Source organism: Blautia sp. OM07-19, from assembly GCF_003481595.1.
Taxonomy (GTDB): domain Bacteria; phylum Bacillota; class Clostridia; order Lachnospirales; family Lachnospiraceae; genus Blautia_A; species Blautia_A intestinihominis.
Genome location: NZ_QULA01000031.1, coordinates 24,200 through 42,052 on the forward strand (window position 1 = coordinate 24,200; position 17,853 = coordinate 42,052).

Annotated in this window: 24 protein-coding genes and 1 pseudogene; all 25 read left to right on the top strand. The window is 46.0% G+C overall.

The features are described 5' to 3' along the window. The 25 genes and pseudogenes from DXC01_RS16230 to DXC01_RS16345 all read left to right on the top strand — a co-directional run bounded on the left by DXC01_RS16230 (window position 1) and on the right by DXC01_RS16345 (window position 17,805). Window positions 1–432, top strand: coding sequence for an HK97-gp10 family putative phage morphogenesis protein (locus DXC01_RS16230; protein WP_158582268.1), 432 nt, complete (start codon window positions 1–3; stop codon window positions 430–432). Between the two features lie 3 nt (window positions 433–435). Then, the gene (locus DXC01_RS16235) at window positions 436–798 is read left to right on the top strand and encodes a hypothetical protein (protein ID WP_118699335.1); all 363 of its coding nucleotides are present in this window, start codon (window positions 436–438) and stop codon (window positions 796–798) included. Continuing rightward, the gene (locus DXC01_RS16240) at window positions 795–1,406 is read left to right on the top strand and encodes a major tail protein (protein ID WP_118699336.1); all 612 of its coding nucleotides are present in this window, start codon (window positions 795–797) and stop codon (window positions 1,404–1,406) included. The genes DXC01_RS16235 and DXC01_RS16240 overlap by 4 nt, the downstream gene beginning before the upstream one ends. 24 nt (window positions 1,407–1,430) lie before the next feature. Continuing rightward, window positions 1,431–1,760 carry a phage tail assembly chaperone G gene (gene gpG / locus DXC01_RS16245; RefSeq protein ID WP_118699337.1) on the top strand — a complete coding sequence of 110 codons (330 nt, stop codon included), beginning with the start codon at window positions 1,431–1,433 and terminating at the stop codon, window positions 1,758–1,760. An 86-nt stretch (window positions 1,761–1,846) separates the two neighbouring features. Then, a complete protein-coding gene (locus DXC01_RS16250) occupies window positions 1,847–2,284 on the top strand; it encodes a hypothetical protein (protein ID WP_147399639.1) in 438 nt (145 codons plus the stop codon). An 18-nt stretch (window positions 2,285–2,302) separates the two neighbouring features. Continuing rightward, window positions 2,303–5,902: a phage tail tape measure protein gene (locus DXC01_RS16255; RefSeq protein WP_118699339.1), complete on the top strand. Its 3,600-nt coding sequence runs from the start codon at window positions 2,303–2,305 to the stop codon at window positions 5,900–5,902. A 6-nt stretch (window positions 5,903–5,908) separates the two neighbouring features. After that, on the top strand, window positions 5,909–6,604 hold the full coding sequence (locus tag DXC01_RS16260; protein ID WP_118699340.1) for a phage distal tail protein: 696 nt from the start codon (window positions 5,909–5,911) through the stop codon (window positions 6,602–6,604). A gap of 12 nt (window positions 6,605–6,616) precedes the next feature. Beyond that, window positions 6,617–8,815: a phage tail protein gene (locus DXC01_RS16265; protein WP_118699341.1), complete on the top strand. Its 2,199-nt coding sequence runs from the start codon at window positions 6,617–6,619 to the stop codon at window positions 8,813–8,815. Next, window positions 8,815–9,012, top strand: coding sequence for a hypothetical protein (locus tag DXC01_RS16270; RefSeq protein ID WP_118699342.1), 198 nt, complete (start codon window positions 8,815–8,817; stop codon window positions 9,010–9,012). The genes DXC01_RS16265 and DXC01_RS16270 overlap by 1 nt, the downstream gene beginning before the upstream one ends. Window positions 9,013–9,026: 14 nt before the next feature. After that, the gene (locus DXC01_RS16275) at window positions 9,027–9,344 is read left to right on the top strand and encodes a hypothetical protein (protein WP_118699343.1); all 318 of its coding nucleotides are present in this window, start codon (window positions 9,027–9,029) and stop codon (window positions 9,342–9,344) included. Next, the gene (locus tag DXC01_RS16280; protein ID WP_118699344.1) at window positions 9,322–10,188 is read left to right on the top strand and encodes a BppU family phage baseplate upper protein; all 867 of its coding nucleotides are present in this window, start codon (window positions 9,322–9,324) and stop codon (window positions 10,186–10,188) included. The genes DXC01_RS16275 and DXC01_RS16280 overlap by 23 nt, the downstream gene beginning before the upstream one ends. Before the next feature lie 15 nt (window positions 10,189–10,203). Then, entirely contained in the window at window positions 10,204–10,617 is a 414-nt protein-coding gene (locus DXC01_RS16285; RefSeq protein WP_118699345.1) for a hypothetical protein, read from the top strand. 15 nt (window positions 10,618–10,632) lie between these two features. Continuing rightward, on the top strand, window positions 10,633–11,889 hold the full coding sequence (locus DXC01_RS16290) for a hypothetical protein (RefSeq protein WP_118699346.1): 1,257 nt from the start codon (window positions 10,633–10,635) through the stop codon (window positions 11,887–11,889). Between the two features lie 345 nt (window positions 11,890–12,234). Beyond that, window positions 12,235–13,596 (top strand): reverse transcriptase domain-containing protein, encoded by a 1,362-nt coding sequence (locus tag DXC01_RS16295; protein ID WP_118699347.1) that lies wholly within the window; start codon window positions 12,235–12,237, stop codon window positions 13,594–13,596. Further along, window positions 13,547–13,765, top strand: a complete 219-nt coding sequence (locus tag DXC01_RS20050) for a hypothetical protein (protein WP_147399640.1) — start codon at window positions 13,547–13,549, stop codon at window positions 13,763–13,765. Before DXC01_RS16295 ends, DXC01_RS20050 begins: the two co-directional genes overlap by 50 nt. A 2-nt stretch (window positions 13,766–13,767) precedes the next feature. Continuing rightward, window positions 13,768–13,983, top strand: coding sequence for an XkdX family protein (locus DXC01_RS16300; protein ID WP_118699348.1), 216 nt, complete (start codon window positions 13,768–13,770; stop codon window positions 13,981–13,983). Further along, window positions 13,983–14,198 (top strand): hypothetical protein, encoded by a 216-nt coding sequence (locus tag DXC01_RS16305; RefSeq protein WP_118699349.1) that lies wholly within the window; start codon window positions 13,983–13,985, stop codon window positions 14,196–14,198. The genes DXC01_RS16300 and DXC01_RS16305 overlap by 1 nt, the downstream gene beginning before the upstream one ends. 14 nt (window positions 14,199–14,212) lie before the next feature. Next, the gene (locus tag DXC01_RS16310; protein ID WP_118699350.1) at window positions 14,213–14,536 is read left to right on the top strand and encodes a hypothetical protein; all 324 of its coding nucleotides are present in this window, start codon (window positions 14,213–14,215) and stop codon (window positions 14,534–14,536) included. Between the two features lie 14 nt (window positions 14,537–14,550). Beyond that, window positions 14,551–14,868 carry a hypothetical protein gene (locus tag DXC01_RS16315; RefSeq protein WP_118699351.1) on the top strand — a complete coding sequence of 106 codons (318 nt, stop codon included), beginning with the start codon at window positions 14,551–14,553 and terminating at the stop codon, window positions 14,866–14,868. Then, window positions 14,865–15,341, top strand: a complete 477-nt coding sequence (locus DXC01_RS16320; protein ID WP_118699352.1) for a hypothetical protein — start codon at window positions 14,865–14,867, stop codon at window positions 15,339–15,341. Before DXC01_RS16315 ends, DXC01_RS16320 begins: the two co-directional genes overlap by 4 nt. A 20-nt stretch (window positions 15,342–15,361) precedes the next feature. Continuing rightward, window positions 15,362–15,643: a hypothetical protein gene (locus DXC01_RS16325; RefSeq protein ID WP_118699353.1), complete on the top strand. Its 282-nt coding sequence runs from the start codon at window positions 15,362–15,364 to the stop codon at window positions 15,641–15,643. A 17-nt stretch (window positions 15,644–15,660) separates the two neighbouring features. Then, window positions 15,661–16,470, top strand: coding sequence for a hypothetical protein (locus tag DXC01_RS16330; RefSeq protein WP_118699354.1), 810 nt, complete (start codon window positions 15,661–15,663; stop codon window positions 16,468–16,470). Between the two features lie 15 nt (window positions 16,471–16,485). Then, window positions 16,486–17,103: a hypothetical protein gene (locus DXC01_RS16335; RefSeq protein WP_118699355.1), complete on the top strand. Its 618-nt coding sequence runs from the start codon at window positions 16,486–16,488 to the stop codon at window positions 17,101–17,103. Window positions 17,104–17,229: 126 nt separating this feature from the next. After that, a pseudogene (locus tag DXC01_RS16340) lies at window positions 17,230–17,400 on the top strand (ABC transporter ATP-binding protein); the annotation flags it as partial. Window positions 17,401–17,415: 15 nt separating this feature from the next. Beyond that, window positions 17,416–17,805, top strand: coding sequence for a hypothetical protein (locus DXC01_RS16345; RefSeq protein WP_243111644.1), 390 nt, complete (start codon window positions 17,416–17,418; stop codon window positions 17,803–17,805). Window positions 17,806–17,853: the final 48 nt, after the last annotated feature.

Sequence of the window (17,853 nt, forward strand, 5' to 3'; positions counted from 1 at the left end):
ATGAAAGTGACTTTTGAATTTGAAGGACTGAAAGAACTTCAAAACAGATTGGAAACGCTTGCGAGCGATTCAGAAATCAGAAAGACAAACAAGCAGATATTCCAGCGTTCTGTTGATTATACCGAACCACGAATGAAGGCGGTTATGGCAAGGTCGGCAGACAATTCAAAGTCAGGAAAGAAGGGATACAGACCTTCTGGACACGCTGCGGATAATATCCCCACGAAAGCGACAACAAAAGGCGGCGAAGTCGGCTGGACGCTTCTGGGCGATGCTGAAAATTGGTTTTACATGAAATTTGTAGAGTGGGGGACAACGAAACAGCCACCACAAGACTTCCTTTACAACACAATGGAAGAATGCCGCGGACAGTGGGACACGATAGCGGATCAGGAATATCAGAAGTTATTGAATGAAAAGCTGGGAGGATGACACATGGACATTGTGAAGAAGACACTGGATGCGCTTGCAGTGCTGGAAGCAGAAGGAATCACAGTGCAGCAGGGCTGGTATGACGCAGACATCAAGGGACTGCATGTGACTGTGTGGAATCTGGGGGACTACGGCGGCGAACATTCGGACGATGACGAAGAAGTCGAGATTGCAGCAGTGCAAGTGTGCATCTGGTCAAGCACAGATCAAATCAGGCTAAAAAAGAGAATCAAGCGACTTATGAAAAAGGCAGGATTCGCATTCATGGGCGCAAATGACAATCTTGAAACAGATACAAAAATATTTATGAATGCCGCAAGGTTCATGGCGGCAGAAGAAGCAGAACAGGAGGACGAAGAAGAATGAGTGAAGCAGGAAAGCAGATCATCAGATCGAGAACAAAGTCATTTCGCGACATCTATGTCGCACCAGTAACACAGAACGATGCGACAGCATATGCAGCAGGCACACCAGTCAAACTTGCGCGTGCTATTTCGGGAAAAGTGTCTGACAAGTTCAGCGTTGAAAAGATTTACAGCGATGACGGAGTGGAGGACACAGTTGAAACCTACGAAGGAACAGATGTGGAGTTTGAAGTCAATTCCCTTGCACCGCAGGACAAAGCAATGTTATTCGGTCACTTATACGAAAAAGGCTGGCTTGTAAAAAACAAGGACGACAAAGCACCTGAAGTCGCTGTCGGATATAGAGCAAAGAAGCTGAATGGCAAATATGAATTTGTATGGCTTTATGTCGGAACATTCGGACAGGGATATGACGACAACTACCAGACACAGGAAGATAAAGTCACAACACAGACAGCAACACTAAAGGGAAGCTTCTATGAACGCGCATGTGACGGAAACTTTGAAACACAGGTTGACGAAAGCAACCTTCTGGCAGAACACACGGACGCAGCAGCAGCGATCAAAAACTGGTTCGGAAAAGTACAAGAGCCAACAGAAGCAGCGTAAAAGAACAATAGGAGGGCAAACACAATGAAAAGAAAACTAATTATAAACGGCAAAGAATATGAAATGCCAAAGATGGACGTTGACACCTATATGGAATATTTGGAAGTCAGGGACGACATCATGGGAACTGAAAAGAAAAGCGGACTTTATACCGCAGAACAGTTCCGAAAGATGCTGGACTGCATTTGCATGGTTTACGGTAATCAGTTCACTGTTGACGAGTTGAAGGACAAGGAAACAGGGCTGGGAGTTGCAGCAATCATCATGGAATTTGCACTGATCGAAGAATCGCTTGGCGATGAAGTCAACGGAAAGGTTGAGAAGCTACAAAAAAATTTTACAAGTGGCAAATAATACCCGAACTGACGCTGACGTGCGATGAAAAAGAATATATATGCGCGTCAGTGTCGGTTGAAAAGTACAGAGCATATACAGAACTTATGGAAAAGAACAACGGCGATGATGTTTCATCTGCATTTCAATTCAATGCAGCAATTATGAAAATGATCTTCGGTATATCTGAAAGAGAAGTGCTGAAGGCAGATGTCGCAGAACAGCTAGCAACAGCAAAAATGATTCATTTTGTGATGCAGGACATCATCACACCGAAGTTCCTTGAACTAAACCCAAACAGACCAGATGAAGTCGAACAGGAGAAGTCAGCATTCGATGATTATGACGAAGAAAACGGCTACAACGAAGCGGAAAAGCAGCTGGACGATGAAAACATTTGGAAAGTGTGCCGCGACAATGTGGACAGGGTTGTCAAGCTGTGTATAAAAGGGCTGAACGATTCACTTTCAAATGTAATGAAGTCGGATATTATGAGCCTTTTGGATCATGTGGCGTTCGAGATCAAGACCATCAACGAAAAGTGATGAAAGGAACGTGCATATATGGCGCAGGCATCAATCAAGATCGGTGCTTCAATGTCAGAATATCAGTCGGCTATGAAAGCGGCGGTCGCAAGCATGAAAGAACTGTCGTCACAGTACAGTCTTGCTGCTGCGAATGCCAAACTGTACGGCACGAAATCTGACGCGTTAAAGGCGAAGATCAGCGAACTTACACAGAAAATGGATGTCCAGAAGACAAAAGTCGCGGATTGTAAAACACATTATGAAACGCTGACAACACGACTGGACAACAACAAGAAAAAAAGCGAAGAACTGAAGACAAAAGTCGCAGAACTGTCAAGAGCCTATGAGGAAAGCAAGGAAGCGACTGGCGAAAATTCAGAGGAAACAAAGAAATTAAAAACAGAGCTGGACAAAGCGGAAAAACAGCTGGCAACAACAGAAGCGCAAACAACGAAATACGAAGCGGCAGTGAAGAAACAGGGCGCAGCAGTCACACAGGCTGAAGCTGACCTTGCGAACATGGAAGTGCAGCTTCGTGATGTCAATGCGGAACTTGCACGCCAGAAGTTCGATGAATACGCGGAAAAGGCTGGAAAAGTCGGACAGGCAGTGCAGACAGCAGGACAGCACATGATGAAGGTCACAACCGCGATCGGCGGCGTGGCAGCGGCATCAGTAACAGTTGCAGCAAACTTTGAACAGCAAATGTCAAAAGTGCAGGCAATCAGCGGAGCAACAGCAGAGGACACAGACAGGCTGACAGAATCAGCGCGTCAGTGGGGGCGTGATACAAAGTATTCAGCAACCGAAGCAGGCGAAGCGTTTGAGTACATGGCACTTGCAGGCTGGAAAACGGATGACATGCTGGAAGGTATTGGCGGCATCCTGAATCTGGCAGCAGCATCCGCGATGGACTTGGGAACAGCGTCAGACATTGTCACAGACTATCTGACAGCATTCGGACTATCGGCAAAGGACGCAGGAAAATTCGCAGATGAAATGGCATATGCAATGAGCCATTCAAACACAACAACCGAAGCACTTGGAGAAGCATATAAAAACTGCGCTGCGACAGCTGCTTCAATGGGATATTCGGTGGAAGAAACAACAGCAGTCTTGATGACAATGGCGAACGCTGGTGTAAAAGGCGGCGAAGCAGGAACAGCCCTGAACGCTATTATGACAAGACTTGCAACCGATACAAAAGGTTGCGCAACCGAACTGGCGAAGTATGGCGTTGAAGTGTACGATGCACAGGGCAACATGAACAGCCTGTCAAGCATACTGACAGGAGTGCGCGGCGTATGGAATAACCTGACAGACGAACAGCAAGCAAACCTTGCAAAGACAATCGCAGGAACGAACCAGTTTTCTGCATTGCAGACGATTATGTCTGGCTTGTCAGATGAAGCAATCGCAAGCGGAATGTCCTTCAGTGATTACGCTGAAGCATTACAGAAGTGTGACGGCACTGCATCCGACATGGCGGCAACAATGCAGGACAATTTTATAGGAAGACTGACACAGCTGAAGTCAAAGCTGGAAGATATTGGAATAACTGTGGGAAATACATTGCTTCCATTCATGGAAAAGGCAGCAGCAAAGATTGGAGAACTTGCAGACAAGTTTGCAGCATTAACTCCGCAGCAGCAAGAAACGATCCTGAAGATTGCAGGCGTTGTGGCTGCAATCGGACCTTTGCTGATAACAGTCGGAAAACTGATTGAAGCATCAGGAACAGTGTCAAAAGGCATCGGAAAAGTTGTCGGAAAGCTGGCTGAAATGGGAACAACAGCAGGCGGCGCAACAGGCGGCATGTCTGTATTAAAAGGCGCACTTACAGCGATCACATCGCCAGTCGGAATTGCAATAGCAGCAATCGCAGGGATCACAGCAGTCGTTGTGACACTGTGGAAGACGAATGAAGACTTCAGAAACAAGATCACGGAAATCTGGAACAGGATCAAGTCGGTGTTCACAGAGTTCGGGCAGCACATAACTGACAAACTCAATTCGCTGGGCTTCGATTTTGAAAACTTCGGGGAAGTAGTCAAGGCGATATGGGAAGGCTTCTGCAATGTGTTAGCACCGATCATCGAAGGCGTGTTCAATAACATCGCGATATTTATTGAAACAACACTGAATGTGATCACAGGCGTGTTTGATTTGTTCGTGTCGTTATTCACAGGCGACTGGTCAGGGGCTTGGGATGCAGTAAAAGGAATATTTGAAAGCGTATGGAATGGACTGAAGGAATATATCAGCAATATCCTGAACACGATCAAGGGCGTTGCTGACGCTTTTCTGGGCTTATTTGGTACTTCATGGGATGAAGTATGGAATAGCATCAAGACAACATTCGAAAACATCTGGAATGGCATTGTATCGTTCTTTTCTGGCATACTTGACGGAATAGTGAACACAGTCACGACAGTGTGGACAGCGATCAGCACAACAATTTCAGATGTGCTGACAGGAATCTGGAACACATTCAGCAACATATTCACGACAATCAGGGACTTTGTATCAACAGTCTTTGAAACAATCAAGAATGTGATCACAGTTGTGATCATGGCGATTGCGGAATTTTTCAGCGCAGCCTTTGAAATCCTGACAGTCCCGTTCCGATTCATTTGGGAGAACTGCAAAGAAACAATTATTTCAATCTGGGATGCAATCAGCACAAAGATACAGACAGCAATCACGTTTGTACAGAATATTATCACGACAGTATGGAACGCGGTCAGCAGCGTATTCACGACAGTGTGGACGGCAATCAGCACGACAGTGTCGAATGTATGGAACACGATCAGCACGAAGATACAGACGACATTGCAGACGATCCAGAATATTATCACGACAGTATGGAACGCGGTCAGCAGCGTATTCACGACAGTGTGGACGGCAATCAGCACGACAGTGTCAAATGTTGTGAACAGCATCAAGAACACGATCACGAATGTATTCAATGCGGTCAAGACGACAGTCAGCAACATATTCAACAATGTGAAGTCAACAGCGACATCAATCTGGAACAGCATCAGCAGCACGATCAGCAATGTTGTGAACAGCATCAAGAACACAGTCAGCAACGTGTTCAACACATTAAAATCAACAGTCAGCAACGTGTTCAACAGCATAAAATCAACAGCAACATCGGTTTGGAATGCAATCAAGAACGCAATAACAACACCGATCAACGCTGCGAAAAACGCTGTACACAATGCGATTGAAGCGATCAAGTCGAAATTCCACTTCACATGGTCGCTACCTAGACTAAAATTACCACATCCGAGGATCACAGGCAGCTTCAGTCTGAATCCACCTTCAGTGCCACATTTTTCAATAGATTGGTACAAAAATGGTGCGATCATGAATGATTCAATGATATTCGGAATGAACGGAAACAAGCTGCTTGCTGGTGGCGAACCAGAAACAGGCGGCGAAGCTATTCTTCCGCTGAAACCATTCTATCAGGAATTGAACACAATGCTTGATGAAAAGCTGAAGAATATAGAGTCAGGAACGAATGTGAAGGTTGAAAATCACACATACATTGACGGCGAAGAAGTGGCAAGCAAGACATACACGAAAGTGGATGAACAGCTTGTGGAAGACAAAAGGAAAGGAAGGTAAGGCAGCATGAAAGTGAATGGCATTGACGCAAGAAAATACAACGCGAAGCAGCTGACAGCCGAAGTGCTGCCACCTTCGCTTGCTGTCGATTATGAGATCGTGACAGGCGCGATCCTTCCGACAGAATTTGAAACAGACATGGAACTGGGAAAACTGAAGCTGTGCATGTACTTCAGGGGCAAGGATAGAAACAGCCTGATCAGGAAGATGTCAGCATTTCTGGAAAACTTCACAAAGTCAAGCGTGCTGGAAGTGGATGGCTACAAAGGAAAGTTCAAGGCATACACAGCAAGCAGCGACTATTCAAAAATGAAAGTGAAAACCAGATACAAGCTGAACATCGTTCTTGAAGGCTATTTTTTTGATGATGAATTAAATCTGGAATATGACGGAATCACACAGACAACGATTGATCGACAAGGGACACGAAAAGCACCAGCGATCATTGAAGTCTATGCGAAGAAGGCGTTGAAGAATTATAAAATCAGCGGATTTGAAGACGACATCATCGTGGAACAGCTGGCAGCAGGGCAGACGATCATCATTGACGGAGAAGAAGGACGCATCACGAACAATGGCGCGGACGCATTCGGAAGTGTTGACTTGTGGAAGTTCCCAGCAATCGCGCGGCAGCAAACAGCCCTGAAGTTTTCAAACGCAGATGCAGTCGTTCGGATCAGGTACAAGCCTATGTGGATATAAGGAGGAAGACAGATGCAGATTTTTAATGACAAAAAGCAGCGTGTCGGAATCCTGAAGGGTTTCAAAGATCGCAAGATCGTGAAGACGCTTAATTCTGGCGACAGGGAACTGTCTTTCAAATATCCTTCAGATGGCGAAAAGGTTGACCAACTGAAAGAAGAATATTACATCAGGACAAAAGATGATGAATATGTAATCAGGAAAAAGAAGACAGGTGTGCAGTTTAATGAGTACACAGCGCAGCTGAATGTCGAAGAACTTGAAGGGGCGGTGTTCCCTTATGGGTTTGAAAGCAAGGAACAGACGATCAGGGCGTGTCTTGAATTTGCCTTTGAAGGAACAGGCTGGAAGGTTGGCGTGTGCCAGATCACGAAGAAAAGGACGATCAACAAGGATGAAGAAACAAACGCATGGGACGTCCTTCAAGACTGCTTGTCAACATACCGCGTTGAATGCAAGATCAGAAGCCTTGAAAAGACGATTGATATATACGAACAGATCGGAGCAGACCGCGGACGATATTTCATCGAAGGACTGAACCTGAAGAAGCTGACAGTGACTTCAGACACATATGATTTTTATACACGGCTGATCCCACTTGGTAAAGATGGAATCGGAATCGAATGGCTTGGCAAGCCGTATCTTGAAAATTATCAATACAGCAGCAAGATCAAGACATATGTGTGGAGCGATGAAAGATACACAAACACAACAAGCCTGATCGAAGATGGAATCGCAAAGCTGGAAGAAATGTCGAAGCCTTATGTCGCATACAAAGCAGATGTGATTGACCTTGCAAGGCAATCAAAGAAATACAGCAGCGTATTTGATTTTGACATCGGCGACACTGTCTGGATGATCAGCAAGTCAACGAAGACAAAAGAGAAGCAGCGAATTGTGAAGCTGACGGAATATCCAGAAAGCCCACAAAGCAACACTGTCGAACTTTCAAATGCAACGAAGACTTTTGCTGAAGTACAGCAGGAAGCAACGGATCAGGCGAAGTCAGAAGCAATCAAGATCGCCAACAGCAGCGCGAAGAAAGTTCTTGAAGATGGATATTACACGAAAACAGAAGTCGAAACACACATAACAGCATCGAAGGAAGAAATCGAACTGGGCGTGTCAAAGACCTATGAAACGAAGACCATTGTTGACCAGAAGATCAAGAGTGTGAACGATCTGACCGATGAAAAACTGACGGAATACAGCACGACAGAACAGATGCAGGCTGCAATCAACCTGAAGGCAGAAGAAATTGATCTGGAAGTGTCGAAGGTGTATGAAACAAAGACCAGCGTCACTGAAAAAATTAAAAGCGTGAATGACCTGACGGACGAAAAACTGACATTGTATTCAACAACAGAGGAAATGAACGCGGCTATCAAGGTGCAGGCTGAAGCGATTGATCTTTCAGTGTCAAAGACCTATGAAACGAAGACGACAGTCACAGAGAAGATTAAGAGTGCAAACGAACTGGCACAGTCAGCAGCGGACACGGCTGAAGAAAATGCGAACGATGAAACCGATAAAAAGCTGAAAGAGTATTCAACGACAAAGGAAATGAACGCGGCTATCAAATTAAAAGCTGACAGCATCACAACTGAAGTCAACAAGAAGGTCAACAATTCGGAGTTCGGAACAAAGATCACACAGAACGCCTACAACGTGCGTGTCGCTTGGAACGGCAACAGCAAATATATACAGCTGGAATATGGTCAGCTTGCAATCTACAACGGCGATGTGACGGCAGCAGAAAAAAGAGCAGTATTTGACGAACGAGGAAATCATTTCTATCGTGACGGATATTATGTCGGAAAGATTGGAACAAACCAGTGGTCGGGGAACAACGCACACAAAGGGCTTGTGTTCGATCTGGACTATCAGGGAAAATACATGGCATTTGCGCAGATGAAGTCACAAGGCGCAGGATCATATACAACGATGCTGTGCTTCAGCCGCGCAGGAAGCATATACGATCAGTATGGCATACACTTGGGATGCGACTTCTACGGTCATTGGTTCGACATGTACAATGTCGATCTTCACGATGTCAATATAAACGGATACGGCGTGGCAGATGGTAAAAGCATACCGATAGTGACAGAAATTCACGACAACGGAAACGGAACAGTCGGCTGGACGACATCATCAATCAGTGTCAGAGGTGGAATGATTACAGCAGTACCACAAGGGAGCGCGAATATATAATGAGCAAAGAAATCATAATTGAAGAAGATACAAAGACGGAAACAAAAGAAATGACCCTTGATCTGCCTGAAGGCGAAAGAGGGATCACAGAAGAAGAAACAGAAACAAAGGAACAGCAGATCAAAAACACGATGCTTGCGCAGATGGATTCAAAGCTGGACTTGATACTTGCATATCAGGAAGCTGCGCTGGAATAACAGGAGGATGGCACATGAAACCAATCGAACAAAGAATTGCTTGCGCGAAAGGAGAAATCCTGAACGCAATGGCAACAATCAGCACAGAACACGATCTGTCAGCGACAGTCATGGAAGGCGTGCTGGCTGACATACTGTCTGAAGTGAAGTCACAATCAAAGATGGAACTGCTGAACGCATACAACAAAGAAGTGAACGATGCACAACAGGAAATCAAGCAGCTGAAGGAAGAACTTGAAAAAGCGAAGGCAGCAGCAAAGAAGACATTGAAGACCGAACCTGACACTGATCAGGAAGGAGGGGACGACAATGGCGATGCAGCTAATAACTGACATAACACTGGAACTGACAGGCGATGAACGCTTGTATATGGCATCAGCAAAGCAGGGCGACAAGCGCACACGATTCATCAGAATCGCGCTAACAAATAATGGCAAGGTATTCACGATCCCGACAGGGTACATCGTAATTGCGAACATCAAAAAGCCAGACAAACACTTTTGTTATAACGAATGCACAGTGACCGACAACAAAGTCATGGTCGAACTGACAAATCAGGCACTTGCGGCAGCAGGAACAGCACACTGCGACATTGAGATCAGGGACGCACAAAACGTGTATGTGTTATCTTCACAGGCGTTCACGATTGAGATTGAAGAAACGAACAGGAATGACGCTGCGATTGAAAGCTGCAATGAGATCACAGCACTGGAAAAGAAAGTGCAGCAGTACATCGACAACATCGTTTCAACAAAGAATGACATCTTGTCAGTTGAAGCAGCGATGAAGGTTGCTGAAGCTGCCAGAGCATCGGCAGAGGTTGACAGGATCAACGCTGAAGCACGAAGGAAGAAAAGCGAACAGGACAGGGAAATTGCTGAAACAGCAAGGCAACAGCAGCTTCAGATCATGCAGGAAGCGACAGGAGCAGCAAACAATGCAGCTTCTTCAGCAAATACGGCAGCAGGCGCAGCGAATACAGCGGCGGCACGCGCTGAAGCAACATACAAGTCACAGGAAGAATTGCAGAAGATGTATGAAAAGATGCTGGACATCAAGGGGGCAGTCGGAAGCACGATCGACGGCGGCACAGCGTTCAGCATTGATCCGATGACCTGTGACGGCGGCACAGCGTTCACAACAGAAGAATGCGAAGCGGATGCAGGCACAGTGTAGGAAGGAGGAAACACGATGGCAACATGGACAGTCAGACCGAAAAAGGACACGACAGCGAACTGGAAGGCTTCAGGACGCATCCTTGAAGTGAACGAATGGGGCGTTGAAGAAACCACATCAGGCAAGTACATATTGAGGATAGGAAACGGAAAAGACAAGTTTCTTGATCTTCCAGCGGTTGTTGATACGCCGACACTTGAAAAGATGTACAACACGATTCAAAACTTCAACAACAACATGCAGCAGGCGACATCAGCCGCGAACGCAGCAGCACAGTCGGCACAGCAGCAGGCAGCAGCCGCGAAAGCAGCCGCAGCAGCTTGTCAGGACATTGAAAAGGGAATCAATTCAATGTCGGACAAAGCAACAGGCAAGAAGTACACGATCGGCGTTGAAGCTGGGCTTGTGTTCTTAGAAGAAACAACATAACAGGAGGAAAAGAAAATGGCAAGGCTCTATGTAGCAGACAAAGAAACGCTTGACGCGGTAAAGGCTGACACGACTGGCATCTTGAAACAGCTTCAGGACGCAGATGGAAAATTCAGCAATATCAAGCGTTATGGAATCAAGATCAACAAAGCAGACAGCAATCCTAACACACGCATCACATATCTGTATGATGCAGCAGGCTTCACACCAGCAAAGATGAACTTCACAGACGGATCATTCGACTTCGGTTCATGGGGCGAAGTGTTCTTCGTTAAGCAGAACAGACCAGTTATGCTGAAGGCAGACAGAACAGTTGCGTATGAGTTAAACCACACAGACCATTCAAAGAAGCTGGACGGCACTGCATCCGATGTCGGGGATGCATCAACAACAATGAATGCAATGTCTGAATTTCCGTTGATGTGGCTGTGCCAGTACGAAGTCGGAAACTATGAGTATATCATTGTATCTGACACAAGAGTTGACAGCAACTACAACGCAGACGCATTCATGCGTGAAGATGGAACAATCGCAGATCATATGTATATGCCTATGTACGGCGGCAGCTATGACGGCGCGAAACTTCGCAGCTTGTCAGGAAAGAAGCTGGACTGCAACACGAACGCACAGACAGAGATCAACAGGGCAGCAGCGAACGGAACAGGCTGGACAATCATTTCATGGAGCAGAAGAAACCTGATCGAAAGTCTTCTGACATTGATCAGCAAATCTGAAAACTTTCAGGCGAAGTTCGGTCAGGGCGTATGCAACACATATGTCAACGATTCAACAAAAGACTACGGAAAAGTTACGACAGGAACACTGGACGCAAAAGGACAGTTCTTCGGCTACAATGACGGAACGCACGAAGTGAAGGTGTTCTATTGCGAAAAGCAATGGGGAAACCGCTGGGACAGACTTGTGGGCTATTTGTGCGACAACGGAACAATAAAAGTGAAGATGTCGCCGCCTTATAACCTGACAGGGAAGGACTACATAAAAGTTGGAACAGCGTGTAAGACAGAAGGATGGCAGAAAGACACATTGATGACGCGCTATGGGCGATTTGTCAAAACTGTCGGCGGCAGTGCTTCGACATATCGTTGTTGCTATTACTGGATCAACGTGACGATCGTTGCGGTCGCGCTTGTCGGCGGTAACGCCAACCACGGCGCTTACTGCGGTGCTTTCGTCAACTTGGGCGTCGCTGCTTCGAGTGCGGGTTGGAACGTCGGCGGCTCTCCTTCTTGTGAAGAACCTTTGGCGGCATAGCCGCACAGGGGGACAGGGGGAGCAATCCCCCTTGAAGTGTAAGTAAAAAGAAAAATTAAATAATAGGGATATTGTGTGCGCCTTCCGATGCTTCTGCGTTGCGGTCGCGCTTGTCGGCGGTAACACCAACAACGGCGCGAACTGCGGTGCTTACGTCAACTTGAACAACACTGCTTCGAATGCGAATTGGAACATCGGCGGCTCTCACTCTTAACAATCATGGGACAATAACCTAATGCACACGATATTCCGCGCCACTTGGCGAAAGTTAAACCGAAGAAAGGGTTGTGCTAGTAGGGCGAAAGCCGTGAACGTGCAACAGGTGTTAAGAAGGAAACCTTTTGAATGAAGACATATAAACATATATTTGAAGAATTGCTGAAAGAAGAAAACATCACACAATGTTTTCACGATGCAGCAAAGCGCAAGACGACACGTCCCGAAGTCGCCAGAGTGCTGAAGGAAGAAAGAGAAGTCGGAAACGACAGACCTGAACCGCAATGTCTTCAGGAACATGTGAAAGCACTTCAAAAAATGTTGGAAGAAGAAACATATCAACCGCCAGAGCATAAAAAGATGCTGATAAACGAATATAGCTGCGGAAAGGTCAGGGAAATCATAAAACCTGAATTTCAATATGAACAGGTCGTGCATCATTGCATCATAAAACAGCTTCAACCGATCGTACTTCATGGACTATATGAACACGCGCTGGGAAGCATACCGAACAGAGGTTGTCACAGCGGAAAGAAGCAAGTCGAAAAGTGGATAAAAGGCTATAAGGGAAAGAAGTTCTATATCCTGAAGGCAGATGTCCGACACTGCTTCGATACAGAAGACATTCGCGTAATTGAAACAAAGCTGAAACGCGTGATCAAAGACGAAAGATTTGTCAGATTGTGCAGCACAGTCATGGAGCATGAAGCGACAATGAAGCCACCTGAATTTGATCGGGAATGGATCGAGGATGAACAATGGAAAGATACTGAATTTTTGTCAGGGCTTCCGCTTGGGTTCGTGACTTCACAATGGTTCACGCAGCTGAATTATAAAGAACTCGATCACAAGATTGTTGAAGAGTGGAAGGAACTGGGCGGCGTTGACCATTCAATTCGATACGCGGACGACATTGTCGCGTTCGGAAGAAACAAAAAGAAACTTCACAGACTGAAAGATATTATGTCGGAATATATGAAAAATGAAATGCATCAGAAAATCAAATACAACTGGCAAGTGTTCCGTTTTGAATATCCCGACAGGAAAGCACCGCCAGTCATTGACAAAAGGACAGGAAAAGAGAAACCGAAGACCAGAGGACGCGCACTTGACTTCATGGGATTTGTATTTCATTACAACCGCACAACGCTTCGCAAATCAATCCTGAAGCGTGCGACAAAGAAGGCGCACAGAATCGCAAAGAAAGAGAAAGTCAACTGGTATGATGCTTCAGCAATGCTGGCATCAATGGGCTGGTTTACACATACGGACACTTATGGCTTTCATGAAGATCATATCAAGCCATATGTCAATATAAAGCAACTGAAAAAGAAAGTCAGCAAGCATTCAAAGAAAGGAGTGAAGAACAATGATGTCAGAATGGTATCAGTCAGAAAGTATGGACAAGCCGACAGAGTGGGACACGACATCAAGCCCGACAGTGGTCTATCAGCGAAAGAGCATCGCAGAACAGATCAGGAAGGACATTGACGGAGAAAAAGACCGCACTGTCTATGTGTACAGCGAAAGGACTATGACACAGGAAGAATATGCAAGACTTCAGGCAGAGCTTGAAAGTCCAGCGACAAAGATGATTATGCAGTCAATGTCATCAATTGAAATGAACGTGGCAATGATGCAAGAAATGATGGAGGTATAAGCATGGCAGAAACAAGCACAGGAACAAACACAGAAACAACCGAAAAGGTACACAGTAAAAAGTTCGATTCACTGAAGAAAAAGTGGGAAATGGACTATATCACAAAAGACACACTGAAAGGCTGGGTTGCGCTGAATGAGAAGAGAGCAGGAAAGGGCATCACAGCAGAGGAATACAAGGAAATTACTGGCGAAGAGTATGAAGCCAGTGAAGAATAATGACGCAGATTGAATTGATCGACAGGCTGTGCGCCGTGAATACGCTTCTGACAGACATTGTCAGGGAACAGGCAGAAATAATGGCGCAACATGGAATCGAAGCGATACAGACGCAAGACGAAGCCACAGACAGGCTTGACGATCTATTCGGGAAGCGTAAAAGGGCAGAAGACGAAAACGATGCAATCGAAGCAGCACTTCGCAAATATATTTGACGGAGGAAAAGAAAATGACTATTGAAGTATCATTGTTACTTTCAGGCGTGTCGATTGCGTTTGCAATCTTCTTCGGAATCAGCACACGCAACAGAAATGTGAAGAAGGACACACAGGACGAAGCCAGAGAGGATGCAACGATCCTGACCAAACTGGAAAACATTCAGAATACTATGATTGAAGTGAAGTCTGAAATGGGATCATACAGAAACGAAATGAAGGAGATCAGGGAGTATTACATCAGGGCATCAGAAAGCCTGAAGCAGCTTCACAAGCGTGTGGATAGAATTGACAAGATCATTGATGAATCACATCCACATCAGTACATCGAAGAGTAACAGGAGGAAAGCGCGTGGAGAAGTACAGCTATACAATACCAGCAAGAAGGAAGAAAAGACGCAAGAAGTCACTGACAAGCTGGATCATGGAGTTTTCAAAAAAAGTTGTGGTTGTCTGCGTGCTGCTTTACATCATCATTGAACTGTTTTCAGTAATAGCGATCTGGCACTTCGCAGACACATCGGTGCTGACCACACTGATCAGCGAAACATCTGAAGTGCTTCGCATGGGTGTGTTCGGGTACATGATAAAGGCAGGAATTGAGAACTGGCAGAAAATCAAAAAAGGAAAGCAGGAAAGTGAAAACGAGGAAGGCGGTGCGAACGGATGAAAAATGCAGCTTTAATATTAAAAACAATTTATGATAATTTGCCGATGATCCTGACAATCATTGCGATTGTGGCAGGCATCGGAATCAAGGTCAGAAACTTCCTGAAGCAGTCAAAGGAAGACCAAAAGAAGCAGCTTCAGGAACAGGCAGACAAAGTCGTGGAACTGGTAAAAGAAAGCCTTCTGTCTATCGTATCAAAGGCAGAAAAGGAATGGGGAAGCGGCACAGGAACAATCAAGAAGTCATGGGTATGGGAACAACTTCAGGCACAACAGCAGAAGTTGACGGAATACATATCAGAAGGACTGATCGACAAAGACATGGTCGATGATCTGATTGAAGCGGCAGTTGAAGAACTGAACGCTATTTTGAAAAAGAATCAGAAGGCTGCTGAAGCAGTCAAGCCGCCTGAAGAAAGGGAAGCAGCGGCGGTCGCGGCTGCAATTCAGGCGCAGAAGGTACAGAAAGAATAAACGAACAGGAGGGCGAAAGGATGCTACATGCTTATATAACACTATACGGAATCTGCTTCATGGCAACAGTGGTCATCATCATTCTGCTTTTGCTTGTCGGAACAAAGATTGACATTGAAGAAGCAAGACACTACGGCGCGGAGGTCGAACCGCCGCCAACAGCGAAGGACTGGATCGGGTATATATGCAAAGCATTCCTGATCGCCTTCGTGGTATCGTTTGCAGCCCCGATTGTGTTGGTATTTTATATCTTCGTATTCGGCTGCATCGTACTTTCAGCACTTACAGATGATCATTATTAAAACAGGAGGAAAAGAACATGGGAACATTATGCGGATGGGCTAGTATTGACGAAAGAGGAAAAGCAACAGGAGGACAGAAGGGCGATCAGACAGGTCGTGAAGTAAAGACTGGAAACTGGTATGACTTCGGTCAGACAGTCGTGCTTCGTTTCAAGGACAGAAACAAGGCAGCGAAGGCGGCGACAGCGATGAAGCAGCTGTGCGGCAACGATTCAGTCGGATATTGTCAGGGACACAGAACTTCACTGTACACAGAACTTGAAAAGGTCGGCTGGAATCCGACAGCATTGAAAACACCTTGCGAAACTGATTGCAGTGCGATGATGTCGCCAGTGCTTAAATGCGCAGGAATCAGCGTGTCAAAGGATATTTATACAGGCAACATGGTCGATGCTATTATGGCGACAGGAGAGTTTGAAAAACTCACAGGAAGCAAGTACACAGGAACAGGCGACAATCTTATGACTGGCGATATTTCAGTGGCAGCAGGCAAGCACACAATCATGGCACTGGAAAACGGATGCAACGTGTCAGGCGGCAACGGATCAGGAAACGGATCAGGCAATAATCCAGCTGTACCATACGGAACAGCAAAGACAGCGACATTCACTGGATATGTGAACACAGGCGCATTGAACGTAAGAAAGCAGCCCGATCCAGATGCAGACAAACTTGTGTCATATCCTTGCATTAAGCAGAACACAGAAGTCGGAGTGTGCGGAAGTGCAAAAGCACCGAACGGCGCACTGTGGTATTATATTTACATTAACGGAGCAAAGGGCAAGAAGTATGGATATGTAAACGCAAGATACATCACAGCGAAATAAGAAGGAGGAAGCGCGATGGAATACTTCATGGGCAAAACATTCAACAAAGAAAAAAACAAGCCATACAAGAAACTGGATGCAGCAGAGAAGGCAGCAGAGAAAGTGAAAGCCGCTGTATTTGATGAAAATGGCGAAGCAGTAAAAGACTTCAGGGAAAAGGTTGAAACGCCAGCAGAGCCGCCACAGACAGCCACAGACGGCAGTCAGGAGCAGCAGCCAGCAGACAACACCGATCAGGAAGGACAGGAGCAGCAGGCGACAATGACAGACAAAGTCCCTGAAGGCGCGCTGGACACTGACGCAGATGGAAACGTGCCGACATTCGATGAAGACGGAAATCAGGTCGGAACTGCAACGCCTGAAGAAATCAAGGCGGCTGAAGAAGCTGTCACAGAAAACATTGACGGCGTGCCAGCGGTAAGAATCAAAGGAAAGATCAGAAGGGTGTTCAATGGTAGCATCAGAATCAGGAATGCGCCTTCATGGGACAATGAAGCGATCAGAGGTGCAGCAGCATTTACAGAAAAGGAAGTCACACATGTGATGGAAGTTGACGGACAGCCGATGTACAAGACACTTGACGGATATTTCATCAGCGGCGATCCGAAGCTGGTTGAATATATCGAAGAATAATGTCGATAATTTTGGAGTAAAAGAGAAGCAAGACGGACAATGCGCCGCCTTGCTTTTATTTTGTCCACATATAGAGGATAACTGTGTGGATAACCACGATATATTGATTGTACTAACAAAGCAGTACCGACCGGCAATCTGGATTCCAAAACCAGCCAGGATGTATTGAGCCTTTTGAAAGTCACCAGTCAAAAGTTCGCCCAGACAATCGTAATGATCACTCACAACGAAGAAATTGCGCAGATGGCAGACCGCATTATCCGTATCGAAGATGGTCGGATCGTCTCCCAGAACTAACGGGAGGTGGCTACGATGAATGTCAAAAACAGAAAATGTATTCGAAAGCTCAGCTTAAAATCTCTTTATGCGAACCGTCGCCGCAATCTGATCGCTATTTTTGCCATTGCGCTGACAACGCTGCTATTTACGTCCATGTTCACCATTGCCTTGTCGTTGAACGCCAGCTATGAAACCTACCAGTTTCGGCAGGTAGGCGGCTATGCGCATGGCACCTTTAAGGATGTTTCCCCCGAGCAGGCGGAACGCATCGCTGCCCACCCAAAGGTGAAGGCTGCGGGGGTACGGAAGGTAATCGGTATCACTGCGGAGGGGGTCTTTGCCAAAATACCGGCAGAGATCAGCTACATGGATGCCAACTGCACTAAATGGAGCTATGCCACCCCTACTACCGGCTTAACTTGACCCATATTTATACAAGATAATTTCGATAAGCAAGCAATGAATATAGTA